We start from the raw sequence: 16,193 nt of genomic DNA on the forward strand, positions 1-16,193 counted from the left end.
TAATGGCAAATAAATCAATTCCTAAAAAAGAGTTTTTTGCTCCTATAAAAGCGTGGAAATATATATTTAAAAAGCCAGTTACTATAAAAGTTCCTTATGTTAAAAGAGAGGCTGCAGAAAGATATAGGGGATTTCACATAAATGATTGGAATGAGTGTATTGGATGTGGAACATGTGCAAAGATATGTCCGACAGATGCCATTAGAATGGTTGAAGTTGATGATTTGCCACACGAATACGGTAAAAAACCCCAACGTCCTGTTATAGATTATGGAAGATGTTCATTCTGTGCGATGTGTGTGGATATATGTACTACAGGTTCACTAAAGATGACGAGAGAATATGTCCATGTTTCTCCAGAACCAGAAGATTTTATATTTGCGCCTACCGAAAAGGGAATCCATGGAATTGAGGATGTTCCTGTAGGATGGATTAGAGATGAAGGTTCTGATTTACTTGAACTTGAAAGAGTAGAAATGGAAATGATTGAAGGTGAGGGGCGTTCAAAATCTTTTATTGAATATGTGAAAGGATACAGCAAGGAGCAAGCCATGCATGAGGCGGCACGATGTGTCGAATGTGCTTTGTGTACGGATAGATGCCCTCAACATATGCAAATTCCAGAATACATAAAGGCAATATGGAGAGATGATTTAACAGATGCACTAAAATGGCTTCTAAAGGGAAATGAGGAAAATAATATGTTAGGTGCAAATCCATTTTCTGCAGTTTGTGGGAGAGTTTGTACGCACAAATGTGAAGAAGCTTGTTCTTTGGGAAATAGAGGAGAGGCTATAGCAATAAGATGGTTAAAGAGGTATATCGTTGATAACGTACCAGAATATGATAAAGTTTTAGAAGCTAGACCGGAAAATAAAGGTAAAAAAGTTGCAATTGTTGGTTCAGGGCCTGCAGGGCTTTCAGCTGCGTACTTTTTAGCAACTATGGGATATGATGTAGAAGTTTTCGAATCTTTATCAAGACCCGGTGGGGTAATGAGATACGGAATACCATCATACAGGTTGCCAGATGAGGCCCTTGACAAAGATATAGCTTTTATTCAAGCTTTAGGTGTAAAGATACACGTTGGTGTTTCTGTTGGAAAAGATATACCTCTACAAAAATTAAAAAACGAATTTGATGCGGTATTTGTATCAACAGGGTTTACTTTGGGACGTTCAACTGGAATTCCAGGAACGGAACATGAAGATGTAATTCAGGCATTACCTCTTTTAAGGGAAATTAGAGATTATCTTAGAGGAGAAGGACCAAAACCCAAGATCCCTAAAAGTTTAGTAGTAATAGGTGGAGGTAATGTGGCAATGGATGTTGCAAGATCTATGGCAAGGCTCCAGATAATGGAATACGGTAAAGTTGATGTAAAGGTAACGAGTTTGGAAAGAACATATGAGGAAATGCCTGCTGATATGGATGAAATAGAAGAAGGGGCTGAAGAAGGTGTAAAATTCTATCCGGGATGGGGTCCTGTAAGGATCGTTATTAAAAACGATAAAGTTAGGGGAATAGAATTAAAGAAGTGTTTACAGGTTTTTGATGAAAATAGAAGATTTAATCCTAAATTCGATGAGAATGAAAGACAGACATTAGAAGCTGAAATGGTTGTTGAAGCTATTGGTCAAGCACCGGATTATAGTTATCTTCCTGAAGATTTAAAAGAAAAATTGGAGTTTGTCAGAGGAAGAATTTTGACAAATGAATATAGACAGACATCTGTTAAATGGTTGTTTGCGGGAGGAGATATTGTAAATGGCCCGGATATTATACACGGTGTAGCAGATGGATATTGGGCAGCAAGGGGAATTGATGAATTTCTTACAAAGGGGGTAAAATAATGTCTATTGAAGATATTTTAAAGGTTGCGGAAAATTTTGAAATAGAGGGATTTAAGTTTTACAAAGAGAAAAAAGAAGAGGTAAAAAATAAGTTGGCAAGAGAAGTGTTGGAATTTTTACAAGAAATGGAAAAAGAGCATACGGAGTATATTAGAAAGATAAGGAAAGCCTTAGAAGAAGAAGAAGAAATACCAGTTGCACCTTTAGATACGACAAAAGATTTTTTTAATGAGAGACTTAGGGGCCAAAAGATAGAAGAAACACCATCTGAAGATGATATCAAAGATTTGTCAATTTTAAGAATGGCATTGTTAATAGAAAAAGATTTTGTAAATTATTATGATAAAGCTGCAGAAAGAGCAAAGGTAATGGAAGATAAGACGCTAGAAAGTATATTAATAAACTTAAGAGAATGGGAAAAGGGACATGTGAATTTAGTTAAAGAGCTTATCTTACAGATATTTGAGAAAAACAGATTGGATTTGGGATTTTATCCATTTTAAATAAAAAAGGCACCCATTTGGGTGCCTTTGTTTATAGATGAAAATGCAGTATAATAAAAGTGTACCATAACTTAATTTTTAAAGGAGTGGATAACATGCCAGAATTTTCTAATCCATTTTCAGGGTTAAAATCTGATAGAAAATTAACTCATGATGAATTGGTTAGAGCTATTCGTTATATGATTTCAGCTGAGTATGAAGCTATACAACTTTACATGCAGTTAGCAGAATCTACGGATAATGAACTTGCAAGGGAAGTATTAATAGATATAGCAAATGAAGAGAGAGTACATGCAGGTGAATTTTTAAGGTTATTAAAAGAACTTGAACCAGATGAAGAGAAGTATTACAACGAAGGAGCTATGGAAGTTGAAGAAGAAATAAAAAAGTTAAAGGGTAAACTTTAATCGTCTATATCTCTTAAAATTCTATTTGTACTAAAGTTTACTTTTGTCAATAAAGAAGGATTTTTGTTTATTATTTGCTTGATACCTATGTCATTTTCAAGTTTAAAAATTTCATCGAAAAGTGATTTGTGTACAAAAGTTGGAAAACCCTTCTTGTTGTTAAAAAATGGAGCAATAATTAAGTGTCTTCCATTACAGTATTTTTTGAGTGTCTTTATATCTTCTTTTTTTATAAACGGCATATCTGCTAGGAAAATAGCAACATATTCGGGGAGAATGTTTGTGCTTTTTATTTCTTTTATTGCTAATTTGATCGATGTACTGATACCTTCTTTGTAATTTTTGTTTTTAAGAATAAAAAAATTGTCTGGAACCACAAAATTGTCCTTTATAAAATTCCATAAAGGATTAACAACTATGTAATTTTTATCGAAATTGCAACTTTTTACTAGGTTTATTACCATTTGAAGCATGAATTTATCACCAATAGTATGTAGCAATTTTATGCCGTTTTTATACCTTTTTCCTTCACCTGCAGCTAAAATAATTGAATATATGCTTTTTTGCATTTTTATCCCCTTTAAATATTATATCATATAAAAAATCTCTCTGCAGATGCAGAGAGATTTGTTTAATATCCTCTTCCCCTTCCATGTCCTAAACCTCTTCCAAAGCCGCGATGGCCCATTCCTTTTCCCATACCTCTAAGTGAGGGGTTTTCATAGTTTGGTCGAATTGCGTTTTTGGGACATTTTTCCATACATAAGCCGCATCTTGTACAAATGTTGTTGTTTATAAAAGGATAGCCATCATCTTGGATGAAGATAGCATTTTCCACAGGACACACATTGACACAGACCTTACATTTTACACAATCTTCTTTCTTTACCCATGGCATATTATCACCCCTGTAATTGCATTTTAACTAATTCCAACGCTTTACTTACTTCGGGTGTATCCACTGTAATTGGTATGTATCCAAGTTCTTTAAGTCTTTTTTTGGAACTTTTTCCCATAGATATTCCTACCCATACTTTGCAATCTCCTAAAAATTCAAGAATTTCATCCACTTTTGCATGTAAGTGGGTTTCTGCATATGGATTTTTCCTTTCTTCTTTTTTTATAAAATTTGTTCCATCAAATTCGTAAATCAAATAAGTATTAGAGTGCCCAAAATGTTCTGGGTTCATTGTTTTTCCATCTGCTGTTCCTATTGCAACCAACATAATATCACCTTAATTTGTTGCGCTTTCTGTTTTTTCTAGTTTTCCATTCTTGAAATTTTCAATTGTATTTTTTACTGTGTCTTTTTGTGTTATATAAACATCTATTTTTGCAGCTTTAAGGACATCAAAAGCGTTCTTTCCCACACTTTGGGAAATTAATACTTTAACGCCTTTGTTTACAAGCATTTGGGAGACTTTTGGACCTTTACCATGTGCTTCTGATGAGTCGTTTTCTATAACTTCTACTATTTCATCTTTTTCAGTATCGTAAATGATAATATACTCGGCCCTTGCGTACCTATCGTTGATCATTGAATCAAGAGTTTTACCTTCAGATGGAATTGCTATTTTCATACTTTCTCCTCCTTTTTTATGATTTTAATTAATTTTTTGTATATTTCCATTATTGCCTTTGCCGCTTTACTATCTTTAAATATAACTATAGGTTTACTTTCAAGGATTGCGTTTTCTACAGTTTCGTCAAATGGAATTTTTCCCAGTATTGGTATGTTTTCTTTTTGACAAAAACTTTCTATTTCTTTTGAAATTTTTTCATTAATGTCGTATTTGTTAATTACAATTGCAAAATCTCTTTTAAAATGCCTAACGGTATCTATGATCCTTTTTAAATCATGTATACCACTTGAAGTAGGTTCTGTTACAATTATGACGAAATATGTGGCGGCGATTGATGAAGTTGCTGGACAACCAATGCCAGGTGCTCCATCGATTAAAACTATTTCTTTTTTTAGACTTTTAGCCTTTTCAATTGCTAATTTTCTAACCTCTGCAACCAATCCTCCTGAAGTTTCTTCACCTGGAGTTAAATTTCCATGGACTATATTTTTTGTTTCTGAGGTAGAATAATAAAATTTACCAGATAATGATTCTTCCAATTTAATGGCATTTTGTGGGCATGAAATTACACACGCATTACAACCTTCACAGGCATATGGATCAACTTTATATGAACCATCAAATACAATTGCTTCAAATCTGCATATTTTTTTGCATATCCCACAATTATTGCATTTTTCGTGATCAATTATTGCTTTTTTTCCTCCGTAGTATTCATGTTTTTCTAATACCTTTGAATTAAACATTAGGTTTAAATTTGCCGCATCTACGTCACAATCTGCTAGAATTGCATTGTCAAATAAAATTCCAAGTGAAGAACTTAATGTTGTTTTACCGGTTCCACCTTTACCACTAACTATTGCTATTTGTTTCATTTTACCAGCTCCTTTATTGTTTCATAAACTGCTATGAATTTTTCTTGATAATCCGGAAAATATTCAGTAAATAATTTTCCTTCGGAGTAGATTTTGGCGATTTTCCTTTCAAAAGGAACTCTCATTAAAATTGGTATTCCTTTTTCTGCAGCAAAGTCATCAATTATCTTTGTTTTGGAACTATCACGATTTATTATAATGCCTGAAGGAATGTTCATTTCGCTAACAAGTTCGAAAGCAAGCTTTAAATCGTGCAATCCAAAGGTAGTAGGTTCTGTAACGAGAATTGCAAAGTCAACATTTCTTAGTGTTTCAACAACTGGACATGAACTTCCAGGTTGCGAATCAATTATTACAATTTCTGCACTGTTATCAATATGTTTTTTTAATTGTCTAATAATTTTGACACCAGAGGGCTCACCTATGTTTAACAATCCCATCCCAAATTTTAAATTTTCATTTATTTTTCCCAGCATTATTTTACCGATGCTTTTGGGATTTTCAGTTATGGCGTTTACAGGACATACCATTTTACACACTCCACAGCCATGACACAAGCTTTCAAAAACCATAGCTCCAGATTCAAAGACGGATATGGCTCCAAATTGACAGTTTTTTGAACATTCACCACATCTAATACATGTATTATTATCGACAACAGGAAGTAAAAGTTCTACATTTTCTTCGTGAGTAAATGAAATATCGAAAAAAATGTGATCATTTGGTTCTTCCACGTCTGTATCGAGTAATTGTACAGATTTTATTTTGGATAATGTCCATGCGAGGTTTGTTGAGATGGTTGTTTTACCAGTTCCACCTTTTCCGCTTAATATTGCAATCTTCATACGACACCCTCCTATATGCATTTTACATATACCTACTTTCATTATAATAATCAATGGTAAATGTGTCAAATTAATTTAATTTAACATTTATATTAAATAGCCCGTCTGAAAATAGACGGGCTACTTTTTTATTTGGATATAAAAACATTTTGTGCGGCTTTAATTAATGGGTAAGCTGTTGGCGCCGATGTTAGAAGAGGATGTGTACCAATTTGGGAAATGAATAATTCTGTAATACTTGTATTTTTTTGTATAGCTATTCCTATAACATTTATAAGTTCACCTGCGCTATCTCCGCCGACTACTTCTCCACCAATTATGACATCGGATTCTTTTGATACTATCAACTTTACGATTTGTTTATTTGCATTTGGGAGAGATCCAGGATGTTTGTCGACACCTTCGAAGTATCCTGTTTTGACATCAAAATTGTTTTTTAAGGCTTCTTCTTCGGTTAAACCTGCGGAGGCAAAAACCTTGTTTCCAATCTTTGTCGAAAAGATTCCTATGGTTCCAAGAAAACTTCTTACAGTTGAGAGTTTATACAAATTCATTCCTGCAATTCTTGCTTCAGAAGTTGCAGTTGAAGCAAGCATTATAGAAACACTTTTTCTTGTTATAAAGTCGACCTTTTGTGCACAGTCACCAATTGCAAATATATCTGGATCACTAGTACGCATATAACTATCAACTCTAATTGCATTGTATTTATTCAATTCTAATCCCATATTTTTTGCTAATTCAGAATTTGGGGTGTATCCTGTGGCAAAAATTACTGCATCTGCTTTTAAGATTTCATTATTTTCTAATTTTACCCCTTCAACTTTTCCTGAACCTGTAATTTCTGTGACTTTTGTGTTGGTTAATACTTTTATTCCCATACTTTCAAGTTCTTTTTGGGCTATATTTGCTATATCACTATCGAAGGCTTTACCCAAGATATGTGGCAAAATTTCAACAAGTGTAACATCTTTTCCAATGTGTGCTAATTGGTCAGATATCTCTACACCAATAAAGCCTGCACCTATAACTACTACTTTGTTCAATCCTTTTAACGCTTCTAACATTTTATCAAGGTATTCTTTGTTTTTTGGAACGTAAAATACGTTTTCTAAATCTTTACCTGGAATATTCGGGATAAATGGTTTTGATCCTGTTGCAAGTATTAGCTTTTCATACTCAAATTCGTTACCACTCTTTGTGAATATTTTCTTTTCCTTTCTGTCAATTTTTATTACCTCATCTTGTAAAAAGTCTATCCCTGCTTTTTCAATAGGAGCTAGTGGAATAATGTTTTTTTCCGTTGTTCCTAAAAATCCAAAAACGTATGGAATACCACATGGAACCATTGCATCTTTTTCTTTCCTAATCATTAGAAAGCTTTTGTCTGGATAACAACATTTTCCCGTTGTAGCCGCTACAATTCCCGCTGCACTTCCGCCTATTGTTATTACATTGTATTTTTGTTTCATATCAATCCCTCCTTAATTATCTAGGTGAATAAATTCACAATAAAAAGCGCCAAATACTCTTATGAAGACATTTTTGTTATATATATATTGCATATATATTCGATTTTATTATAGTATGTTGCCATATATATGTCAAGAACAATTATTCGAGTTCAAGCTTTGAAACTTTTGTGATGAATTTTTCTATAATATTTTTAATCTTTGTTAATTCCTTTTTATTTAATTTGAGTTGTTCAATTCCCTTGTTGGTTATATTGTAAACTTTTTTTGAAGGACCTTGAGCATTTGAATCCCATTTAGATATGATAAAACCTTCGTTTTCTAGTCTTGATAAAATTCTATATAAGTTTCCCATTTGGCCCAATCCAGCAAGTTCTATCCCGTATTCTGAGAGTCTATTTGCGATTTCATATCCATGGAGAGGAGTTTCTGCTATAATTAGCAATATAAATGGTTCTATAAAAGTTTTCCTGTATTTTCCTGCGCCTTTCATAATTACCTCCAATTTGTATTTTTTTCCAATTCAAGAAGATATTTTTTCCATTTCAAATCGCTATTAAATCCACCTATATTGTTTTTTCCAATTACTCTATGACATGGAATATATATTGGGAGCTGGTTTTTGTTCATAGCAAATCCTACTACTCTTGGGTTTACATCTAATTTTTTTGCAATTTCCCCATATGTCATTGTTTGACCATAGGGTATATTTTTAACAAAGTCCCAAATTTTTTTAAAAACTTTTCCTCCAGATATTTTTACATTAAAATCAAGTTTTTTTCTATTTCCATTTAGGTATTCAATTATCTGTTGAGTGAAAATATTATCCTGAGTTTCTTCTTCTTCTTCTTCTTCGATTTTGTTTGAAAGTTTGATTTTGGTTACTTTATTATCTTCAACGTATAAAATTATACTTCCAATTTCCACATTTACAAAGAATTTTTCCAAATTTTCTCCTCCATTTCCTATTTAATATTATATCACTTTTTGATGTGTGGTTTTTGTTATATAATATTATTATAAATGTCTTTTTAAGAGGTGATTTATATGTTGTTGGTTCCAAATCCTAAAGAATTAAAGATTAAAAATGGGTATTATGAAATAAAATCTGGTGGTTACATTTTTATTCCTACAAAATCACTTTTTGCGTCGGCAAATATGGTAAAAGAACTTCTAAATGAAAATGGTATAACCATTAATATTACGTTATACATGGGGAAAAAAGTTTTTATTTACTCGAAGATAGATAGAAATAAGATAAAAAAAAGAGATGGATATATTCTAGAAATCAATGAAGACGGAATTTTTATAGTTGCCAATAATAACGCAGGAATTCATAATGGGTTTATGACCTTTATGCAGATTGTGAAAAACTTTGAAAATAAAATACCTTTTCTTGAAATAAAAGATTGGCCAGATATTGAGAATAGGGCATTTATGCTTGATATAAGCAGGGATAAGGTACCTAAAATGGATTTTTTCTTTGAACTTATTGACCTATTAGCACAATTGAAGTACAATCAGCTTCAACTTTATATTGAACACACTTTTGCATATCAAAATCACGAAAGGGTTTGGAAAGGATATTCGCCATTAACTGCGGATGAAATCATAATTTTAGATAAATATTGTAAAGAACGTTTTATTGAATTAATCCCAAACCAGGCTTCTTTTGGACATATGGAAAAATGGTTGATACACAATGAGTACAGTTATATGGCTGAGACTTTTGAGTTTGACACACCCTGGGGAGAACATTATTCCAAACCTTTTACCCTTTCTCCTGCTGTAAAAGACACGATATTGTTTTTAGATTCGCTTTATAGCGAACTTTTACCTCATTTTTCTAGTAAGTATTTTAATATAAATGGAGATGAAACGTTTGATCTTTGTCAAGGAAAATCAAAAGTTTTATGTGAAAAATATGGAAAAGGTAAAGTTTATTTGGATTTTATTCTAAAGATACATAAATTGGTTAAAAAACATGGGAAAAGAATGATGATGTGGGCGGATATATTAAAATATCATCCAGAGCTTTTTGAAGAACTTCCCAAAGATGTAATTTATTTGATTTGGGGATATGAAAAAACACATGAATTTGACAGAGAATGCGAATTATTTAAGAGGTTTGATTTTTACGTTTGTCCTGGGACTTCTAGTTGGAATTCGTTTTTAGGGCGAGTTGAAAATGCAATTTTGAACATTAAAAATGCCGTGGAAAATGGGTTAAAATATAAAGCTAAAGGGATTATGTTAACTGATTGGGGAGATAATGGTCATTGGCAACATATTCCCATTTCATATCCCGGGATTTTTTATGCAAGTGCTTTATCTTGGGGATTCAATGAAAATAAAGATTTGGATGTTTTTGATTTTCTTAAGCTTTATTTTGGAAAGGAAACAGCAATTCTTTTGGTAGATATGGGAAATGCGTATAAATTAACAGGTGTTGATTTTCCAAATTCAACCATTTTTGCACTTGTTTATATTTATCCTGAAAAACTCAGATATGAGTTTTTAAAAGACCTTGATTTGGAAAAACTTTTAAATACAAAGAAATTTTTAGAGGAAAAGTATGAATTTACAAAACATGTGCATGATGAATTAATAAAGAAGGAGTTAAGAAATTCTATAAAATTTTCTATTTTATCTTTAGAAATAATAATAGCATTGAAGAAGTTAGCTATGAGAACTATAAGGGAACTTCCTAAAGTTACCAAGCAAGAATTTAAAATAAGATTGGAAAAGTTAATCAGTGAATTTAAGGAAATATGGTTATCAAGAAATAGAATAGGTGGGTTGAAATCTAGTGTGCAGAAATTAGAAAAAATAAAGAAGTTTTTTGAGTAGCGCACCTTTAAGGAGTGGTTTGTTTACAAAAAAATGAAGTATGGTATAATTGAATTAGTATTTTCTAAGTGGAGGTGAAGATTTATGGGGTGCGTAGTTTTATAAGAGATTTTATTGATACTATTAAGGCTATTGAAGAAGATAGAAAGGAGCTTTCCAAAAAAGATCCTTCCATTGAGAAAGTTTACCAAATTTTTTTGCATACCGGTTTTCAGGCATTGGTTCTTTACAGACTTTCACATCTTTTTTACAAATATGATTTAAAATTTCTTGCTTTTTTGGTTCATTATATTTCAAAAATTTTATTTTCTGCAGATATAAGTCCTGCTGCTTATATTGAACCTGGGGTTGTAATTGATCATGCTATAGGAGTTGTAATAGGATCTACTGCAACGGTTAGAACGGGGACTTTGATATATCATGGTGTTACACTTGGAGCTAGAAATATTCAAAAAGGTAAAAGACATCCTGATATTGGAAAAAATGTTTTAATAGGTGCAGGGGCAAAAATTTTAGGACCTGTAAAAATAGGTGATGACGCAAGGATAGGAGCTAATTCTGTTGTGCTTGCGGACATTCCAAGTGGAACAACTTTTGTAGGGGTGCCCGCAAAAAATGTGTATGAAAAAATTGAAAAAATAGAATGGATTATATAAAGGGAGGATAAAGTGTATGGTGGAAAGTACACATTTGATATATATTGAAAAGTTAAATCTTTTTGCAAAGTTAGAGAAAAGTAATTTAGGAGGTAGTATTAAGGATAGACCCGCATTTTTTATGTTAAAAGGAGCTTTGAAAGATGGGATAAAGACAAAATTAGTTGTTGAACCTACTAGTGGAAATACGGGAATTGCACTTGCTTGGATTGGGAAAAAATTAGGATTTGATGTAATACTTACAATGCCGGAAACTATGACAAAGGAAAGGATAGATTTGATGAAAGCTTTTGGAGCAGACGTTGTCTTAACACCGAGTGAAAAAGGCATGAAAGGGGCAATTGAGAAGGCAAAAGAAATTGTAAATGAAAAAGGAGCATATATGCCAAATCAATTTTCAAATAAATACAATGTTTTGGCACATAAATTAACAACTGGGCCGGAGATCTTACGACAAATGAAGTTTGATGTTGACGTGTTTGTTGCGGGTGTAGGAACTGGTGGAACTATAACAGGTGTTGGTACTGTGTTGAAAAGTATTTTTGGTGATAAAGTTAAGATTGTTGCTGTTGAGCCAGAAAGTTCAGCAGTTCTTTCTGGAAGACCTGCAGGAAAACATAAAATACAAGGTATTGGTGCAGGCTTTATACCAGATATTTTAGATTTAAATGTGATAGATGAAATAGTTACAGTTTCCGATGAAGAAGTGTTTGAGATGTTTGGTTACTTGAATAAAAATTTAGGATTAAATGTAGGAATTTCTTCTGCTGCCAATGCGTTGGTTGCTACAAGATATTCAAAGCTTGGAAGAGTGGTTACAGTTTTTCCAGATGATGTTAGTAAATATATTTCTATTTTAACTAATTTGTAACTTCTAAAGTGTTGACCTTTTGTTTTTTTCATGATATACTGATAGTGTAACCTTTAATTTGGTCCAGTGAGGCCAAAAAGGAGATGAGAAAATGTCTTTAATTTTAGTTTTTTTAGGAATTAAATATGAATATTGGCTTCTGCCGTTCTTACGGTAGAGGCCTTTTGTTTTTTAGGGGGTGTTAGTTTGGTTGTCATTGTTGCGGGAAGTAAGAGTGATTCTTATGTGGTTGATAAGGTAGTATCTATTTTGGATGAGTTTAAAGTGGAGTATGTGGTAAAGTATTTATCTGCTCATAGGACGCCAGAACTTTTGGATGAATTTATCAAAAAGTGTGAAAGAGATGGTGTAAAAGTTTATATTGCTATCGCAGGAGGGGCTGCGCATTTACCAGGGGTTATTGCTTCTAAAACTTTAAAGCCTGTCATAGGTGTTCCTGTGAAGTCGGAAGATTTAGGGGGATTAGATTCTTTACTTTCAGTTGTTCAAATGCCCAATGATATTCCAGTTGCAACTGTGGGGATTAACAGGGGGAAGAATGCGGCTATGCTTGCAGTTGAAATGTTAGCGTTAACCGACGAGGTTTTATCTAAAAAGTTAAAAGAATACCGCTCAAAGCTTGTGGGGAAGTATCTCTAAGGGGGAAACTATATGGAGGGAAAAACAAAAATAGTTGAAAATTATGGAGATTATGTTATTTTGAACTTTAAAGATGATATTACTGCGGGGGATGGAGAAAAACATAGTATTTTAGCAGGTAAAGGATCTATTTGTGCGGAGATAACGGCAATAGCAATGAAATATTTAAATTCTAAGGGGATTTACACGCAATTTTTGGATTTTGAAAAACCTAATAGAATAAAAGCTGTGCCGTTGAAAATGTTTCCAATTGAAGTAGTTGCCAGATTAAAAAAGGCGGGATCTTTTATAAGAAGGTATGGGGGAGATGAAGGAGAAGAGATAAAAGAACCTCTTGTTGAATTTTTTATTAAGGACGATACTAAACATGATCCCATGGTGTGTGATGAACACTTGGTGCTTTTTGGATTATGTACAAAGGAGCAAGTGAAGGAAATAAAAAATATTACAAAAAAAATAGCTTTGGAATTAAAAAACTTTTTTGAAGAAATTGGATTTGATTTGTGGGATATGAAGTTTGAATATGGTCTAGATAGAAATGGAAAGGTTTGTCTTGGAGATGAAATTTCTCCCGATACGTTAAGACTTAGGAAAACTAAAGAAATATTTGATAAAGATGTGTACAGAAAGGATTTAGGAAATCCTCTTGAAAAATATAGGGAGGTTTTAAACGCATGCAAAAGTTTAAATTTATTGTAGATATACAATATAAGAGTAATGTAAGGGATCCACGGGGAGAAACGATTGCAAGAGTATTGAGGGAAGAAAATAACATACCCGTTGATAGTATAAGAATAGGAAAATCTATACATGGTGAGATTGAAGCAAAGGATAAAGAAGAAGCCAAAAGAAAGGTGATTGAAGCTTGTGAAAGACTTTTAGTAAACCCTGTGACAGAGGAGTATAGGGTGGAGATAGAATGAAGGCCGGTGTGGTAGTTTATCCGGGTTCAAATTGTGATAGAGACGCGTATTATGCTTTAAATTTGGCTGGATTTAAAACTTATTATGTTTCACCAAAAGATGATATAAATAATCTAGATTTGGTTGTTTTGCCTGGGGGATTTTCATATGGGGATTACTTAAGACCTGGAGCAGTTTCTGCAAGAGAGTCTAGTTCTATAAAAGAATTTGTGGAAAATGGAGGTTTTGTTATTGGAATATGTAATGGATTTCAAATTTTAGTGGAAATGGGATTGTTGCCTGGAGCACTTTTACAAAATGAATCTGGAAAGTTTATTTGTAAGTTTGTAGAGCTGGAAGTTGTTGATAATACTACTCCTTTTACCTTATTCTATAAAAAAGGTGAAAAAATAAGACTACCTATAGCCCATGGTTTTGGAAGATATGTTTCTGTAAGTAATCCAAATGTAGTGTTTAGATACACAGAAAATGTAAATGGTTCAGATGAGTTTATTGCAGGGATATATGAGAAAAATGTATTGGGGATGATGCCGCATCCTGAAAGAGCGGTAGATGAGTATTTGGGAAGTACAGATGGTTTAAAACTGTTCAGATCTGTTTTTGAATACATTAGAGGTGGTAATATATGAAATATATAGATATTTTAGAGAAAAAGTTAAATCGAAAAGCAACACTTGCAGAAAAAGAGGCTTTTACTGTAATGTGGAGTGAGCATTGTGGTTACTCTCATACAAAAAAATACATAAAATCTTTACCGTTAATTAGTTTGGAATCCGGCAATGCAGGATTGGTTTCTCTAAATGAGGACTATGTTCTTTCGTTTAAAATTGAAAGTCATAATCATCCTAGTGCTATTGAGCCATACAATGGGGCTGCAACGGGAGTGGGGGGGATTATAAGAGATATTCTTGCTATGGGGGCAAGACCTACAGCTATTTTGGATTCGTTACATATGCATAAGGTTATAGATGGCATAATAGAAGGAATAGCCGATTATGGGAATTCAATAGGGGTGCCTACAGTAGGAGGAGAACTTAGGATAAATGATGCCTATAGGTATAATCCTCTTGTTAATGTAATGGCTGTTGGAATTGTAAAACATAAAGATATAGTTCCTTCTAAGGCAACAAGACCGGATCAGGTTATTGTAATTTTTGGAGGAGCTACAGGTAGAGATGGGATTCATGGTGCATCCTTTGCATCTGAGGATTTAACTGGAAAGCGGGCAAATAAATTATCTATCCAAGTTGGAGATCCGTTTTCTGAAAAGATGCTTATTGAGGCGTTTTTAAAAATGTTAGAAGAGGGGTTAATAGAGGGAGCACAAGATTTAGGTGCCGGAGGAGTTTTGTCAGCTACTTCTGAATTAGTTGCTAAAGGTGGATTTGGGGCGGTAATAGACCTTGAGAAGTTACCGTTAAGAGAACCTGATATGAAGCCAATTGAGATTTTAATAAGCGAAAGTCAAGAGAGAATGGCAATAATAACTTCTCAAGAAAAAGTAAAAAAGGTTTTAAAAATTGCAGAGGAACATTTGTTATACGGTGCAGTTGTGGGAAAAGTGACAAATGATGGAATTTATCATGTAAGATATAAAGGAGAAACCATTTTAAAGGTTCCTGCTTCGTTATTATCAGAAGCGCCGGAAGAGGAAATTGTCGACTTTTCTGTTGATTCAATTCCAAAAGATATTTCTTTGAAATTTAAAAACGTGGATGCAAGCGAAGTTTATATGCAGTATGATTATATGGTGGGAACTAATACGGTACTTCCACCTGGGTTTGGTCCTGCTGTAATGAGAGTTAAGGAGACATCTCTTTTTTATTCGCTTTTGACCCATAGCAGAGCTGATATTGGTGAAAAAAGTCCATACTGGGGTTCATATATAGCTGTATTGGAAAGTGTTAGAAAAACTTTATCTGTAGGTGGGGAGCCACTTGGAATTACCGATTGTATAAATTACGGAGATCCAGATGTTGATCCAGTTGGATTGGCGGCTATGATGAAGGGATTGAAAGATGCATGTGAGTTTTCCGGCATAGGTGTGGCAAGTGGAAATGCTTCATTGTATAATACAAATAATGGAATTCCCATACCAGCTACTATGGTAATTGGAATGGTTGGAAGGGTAGAAAAAGTTATTAAGCCAAAAATGGGAGATTTATATTTAATTGGTTGGAACGATTTTGAACTTGAAAGGGAGAAAATTCTTTGGAAAGAAATTAAAAATCAAGTTTTAAAAGGAAATTTTGTAATTTCATCTACAAGATTTGATAAAATTACATATTTAAAGAATTTAAAATTGAAGCTCCCACCACTAAATCACTCGCCTATCCATCAATTGATCTTGGTTATTGGAAAAGATGTAAAGAGTAACCTTCCCTTAAAGAAACTTACTCCGTAAATATATTTATCTTAGAAAGTGGAACAAATAAAAAACAATTTACCAATTTTTTCACACAACATGGCTTTAGTACTCAACTGGAGCCATGTTGTTTGTTTTTTTAGGTATCTCTTTTCGTTTTCGTTTAATTTTTTTGCAAGTTATCTGGGTGAAATAATATTTTCCACTCTTTAACTATCTTTTGTCTTAATATCCGTTATAGCACTTGCAAATTTTTCTATTGTCTTTTGTTTTTAAAGTTTCTTTTTTGTGATATTTTTTTGGTTTAATGAAAAAACTGGAGATATTTTTTTAATTGGAGTGTTTATGTCC

General features: G+C 33.0%; 20 protein-coding genes. 11 read left to right on the forward strand and 9 right to left on the reverse strand.

Annotated elements, in window-relative coordinates; all coding sequences use genetic code 11:
* The first annotated feature begins 2 nt into the window (after positions 1-2).
* The 3 genes from XJ44_RS06900 (at position 3) to XJ44_RS06910 (ending at position 2,763) form a co-directional block, all read left to right on the forward strand.
* Positions 3-1,853 carry an FAD-dependent oxidoreductase gene (locus tag XJ44_RS06900; RefSeq protein ID WP_077198515.1) on the forward strand — a complete coding sequence of 617 codons (1,851 nt, stop codon included), beginning with the start codon at positions 3-5 and terminating at the stop codon, positions 1,851-1,853.
* On the forward strand, positions 1,853-2,356 hold the full coding sequence (locus XJ44_RS06905; protein WP_075666255.1) for a ferritin family protein: 504 nt from the start codon (positions 1,853-1,855) through the stop codon (positions 2,354-2,356). The genes XJ44_RS06900 and XJ44_RS06905 overlap by 1 nt, the downstream gene beginning before the upstream one ends.
* A 95-nt stretch (positions 2,357-2,451) precedes the next feature.
* Positions 2,452-2,763, forward strand: a complete 312-nt coding sequence (locus XJ44_RS06910) for a ferritin family protein (RefSeq protein WP_075666256.1) — start codon at positions 2,452-2,454, stop codon at positions 2,761-2,763.
* Here XJ44_RS06910 and XJ44_RS06915 read toward each other — a convergent pair.
* The 9 genes from XJ44_RS06915 to XJ44_RS06955 form a co-directional block, all read right to left on the reverse strand.
* Positions 2,760-3,332 (reverse strand): nucleotidyltransferase family protein, encoded by a 573-nt coding sequence (locus tag XJ44_RS06915; protein WP_075666257.1) that lies wholly within the window; start codon positions 3,330-3,332, stop codon positions 2,760-2,762. The genes XJ44_RS06910 and XJ44_RS06915 overlap by 4 nt on opposite strands.
* Positions 3,333-3,394: 62 nt before the next feature.
* Positions 3,395-3,661 (reverse strand): 4Fe-4S binding protein, encoded by a 267-nt coding sequence (locus XJ44_RS06920; protein ID WP_075666258.1) that lies wholly within the window; start codon positions 3,659-3,661, stop codon positions 3,395-3,397.
* Between the two features lie 4 nt (positions 3,662-3,665).
* Positions 3,666-3,989, reverse strand: coding sequence for a NifB/NifX family molybdenum-iron cluster-binding protein (locus tag XJ44_RS06925; RefSeq protein WP_077287743.1), 324 nt, complete (start codon positions 3,987-3,989; stop codon positions 3,666-3,668).
* 9 nt (positions 3,990-3,998) lie between these two features.
* Positions 3,999-4,343 carry a NifB/NifX family molybdenum-iron cluster-binding protein gene (locus tag XJ44_RS06930; protein ID WP_077198516.1) on the reverse strand — a complete coding sequence of 115 codons (345 nt, stop codon included), beginning with the start codon at positions 4,341-4,343 and terminating at the stop codon, positions 3,999-4,001.
* The gene (locus XJ44_RS06935; RefSeq protein WP_075666261.1) at positions 4,340-5,221 is read right to left on the reverse strand and encodes an ATP-binding protein; all 882 of its coding nucleotides are present in this window, start codon (positions 5,219-5,221) and stop codon (positions 4,340-4,342) included. The genes XJ44_RS06930 and XJ44_RS06935 overlap by 4 nt, the downstream gene beginning before the upstream one ends.
* On the reverse strand, positions 5,218-6,066 hold the full coding sequence (locus XJ44_RS06940) for an ATP-binding protein (protein WP_077198517.1): 849 nt from the start codon (positions 6,064-6,066) through the stop codon (positions 5,218-5,220). The genes XJ44_RS06935 and XJ44_RS06940 overlap by 4 nt, the downstream gene beginning before the upstream one ends.
* Positions 6,067-6,194: 128 nt before the next feature.
* Positions 6,195-7,538 carry an FAD-dependent oxidoreductase gene (locus tag XJ44_RS06945; protein WP_077198518.1) on the reverse strand — a complete coding sequence of 448 codons (1,344 nt, stop codon included), beginning with the start codon at positions 7,536-7,538 and terminating at the stop codon, positions 6,195-6,197.
* A gap of 142 nt (positions 7,539-7,680) precedes the next feature.
* Complete coding sequence (locus tag XJ44_RS06950; RefSeq protein ID WP_077198519.1) at positions 7,681-8,031, reverse strand: PadR family transcriptional regulator; 351 nt, start codon at positions 8,029-8,031, stop codon at positions 7,681-7,683.
* A gap of 2 nt (positions 8,032-8,033) precedes the next feature.
* Complete coding sequence (locus tag XJ44_RS06955; RefSeq protein ID WP_077198520.1) at positions 8,034-8,486, reverse strand: methylated-DNA--[protein]-cysteine S-methyltransferase; 453 nt, start codon at positions 8,484-8,486, stop codon at positions 8,034-8,036.
* Positions 8,487-8,585: 99 nt separating this feature from the next.
* Between XJ44_RS06955 and XJ44_RS06960 the strand changes: the two genes are divergently transcribed.
* The 8 genes from XJ44_RS06960 (at position 8,586) to purL (ending at position 15,881) form a co-directional block, all read left to right on the forward strand.
* On the forward strand, positions 8,586-10,388 hold the full coding sequence (locus tag XJ44_RS06960; protein WP_075666266.1) for a beta-N-acetylhexosaminidase: 1,803 nt from the start codon (positions 8,586-8,588) through the stop codon (positions 10,386-10,388).
* Between the two features lie 89 nt (positions 10,389-10,477).
* The gene (epsC, locus tag XJ44_RS06965) at positions 10,478-11,044 is read left to right on the forward strand and encodes a serine O-acetyltransferase EpsC (RefSeq protein ID WP_077198521.1); all 567 of its coding nucleotides are present in this window, start codon (positions 10,478-10,480) and stop codon (positions 11,042-11,044) included.
* A 16-nt stretch (positions 11,045-11,060) separates the two neighbouring features.
* Entirely contained in the window at positions 11,061-11,915 is an 855-nt protein-coding gene (locus XJ44_RS06970) for a PLP-dependent cysteine synthase family protein (protein ID WP_077198522.1), read from the forward strand.
* 186 nt (positions 11,916-12,101) lie between these two features.
* Complete coding sequence (gene purE / locus XJ44_RS06975) at positions 12,102-12,554, forward strand: 5-(carboxyamino)imidazole ribonucleotide mutase (RefSeq protein WP_077198523.1); 453 nt, start codon at positions 12,102-12,104, stop codon at positions 12,552-12,554.
* 12 nt (positions 12,555-12,566) lie between these two features.
* On the forward strand, positions 12,567-13,253 hold the full coding sequence (locus XJ44_RS06980; RefSeq protein ID WP_077198524.1) for a phosphoribosylaminoimidazolesuccinocarboxamide synthase: 687 nt from the start codon (positions 12,567-12,569) through the stop codon (positions 13,251-13,253).
* Positions 13,229-13,477, forward strand: a complete 249-nt coding sequence (gene purS, locus XJ44_RS06985) for a phosphoribosylformylglycinamidine synthase subunit PurS (protein ID WP_075666271.1) — start codon at positions 13,229-13,231, stop codon at positions 13,475-13,477. Before XJ44_RS06980 ends, purS begins: the two co-directional genes overlap by 25 nt.
* Positions 13,474-14,106, forward strand: a complete 633-nt coding sequence (purQ, locus tag XJ44_RS06990; RefSeq protein WP_075666272.1) for a phosphoribosylformylglycinamidine synthase subunit PurQ — start codon at positions 13,474-13,476, stop codon at positions 14,104-14,106. Before purS ends, purQ begins: the two co-directional genes overlap by 4 nt.
* A complete protein-coding gene (gene purL / locus XJ44_RS06995; protein WP_075666273.1) occupies positions 14,103-15,881 on the forward strand; it encodes a phosphoribosylformylglycinamidine synthase subunit PurL in 1,779 nt (592 codons plus the stop codon). The genes purQ and purL overlap by 4 nt, the downstream gene beginning before the upstream one ends.
* The last annotated feature ends 312 nt before the right edge of the window (positions 15,882-16,193 follow it).

This window comes from Thermosipho affectus, from assembly GCF_001990485.1.
Classification (GTDB): Bacteria; Thermotogota; Thermotogae; order Thermotogales; family Fervidobacteriaceae; genus Thermosipho; species Thermosipho affectus.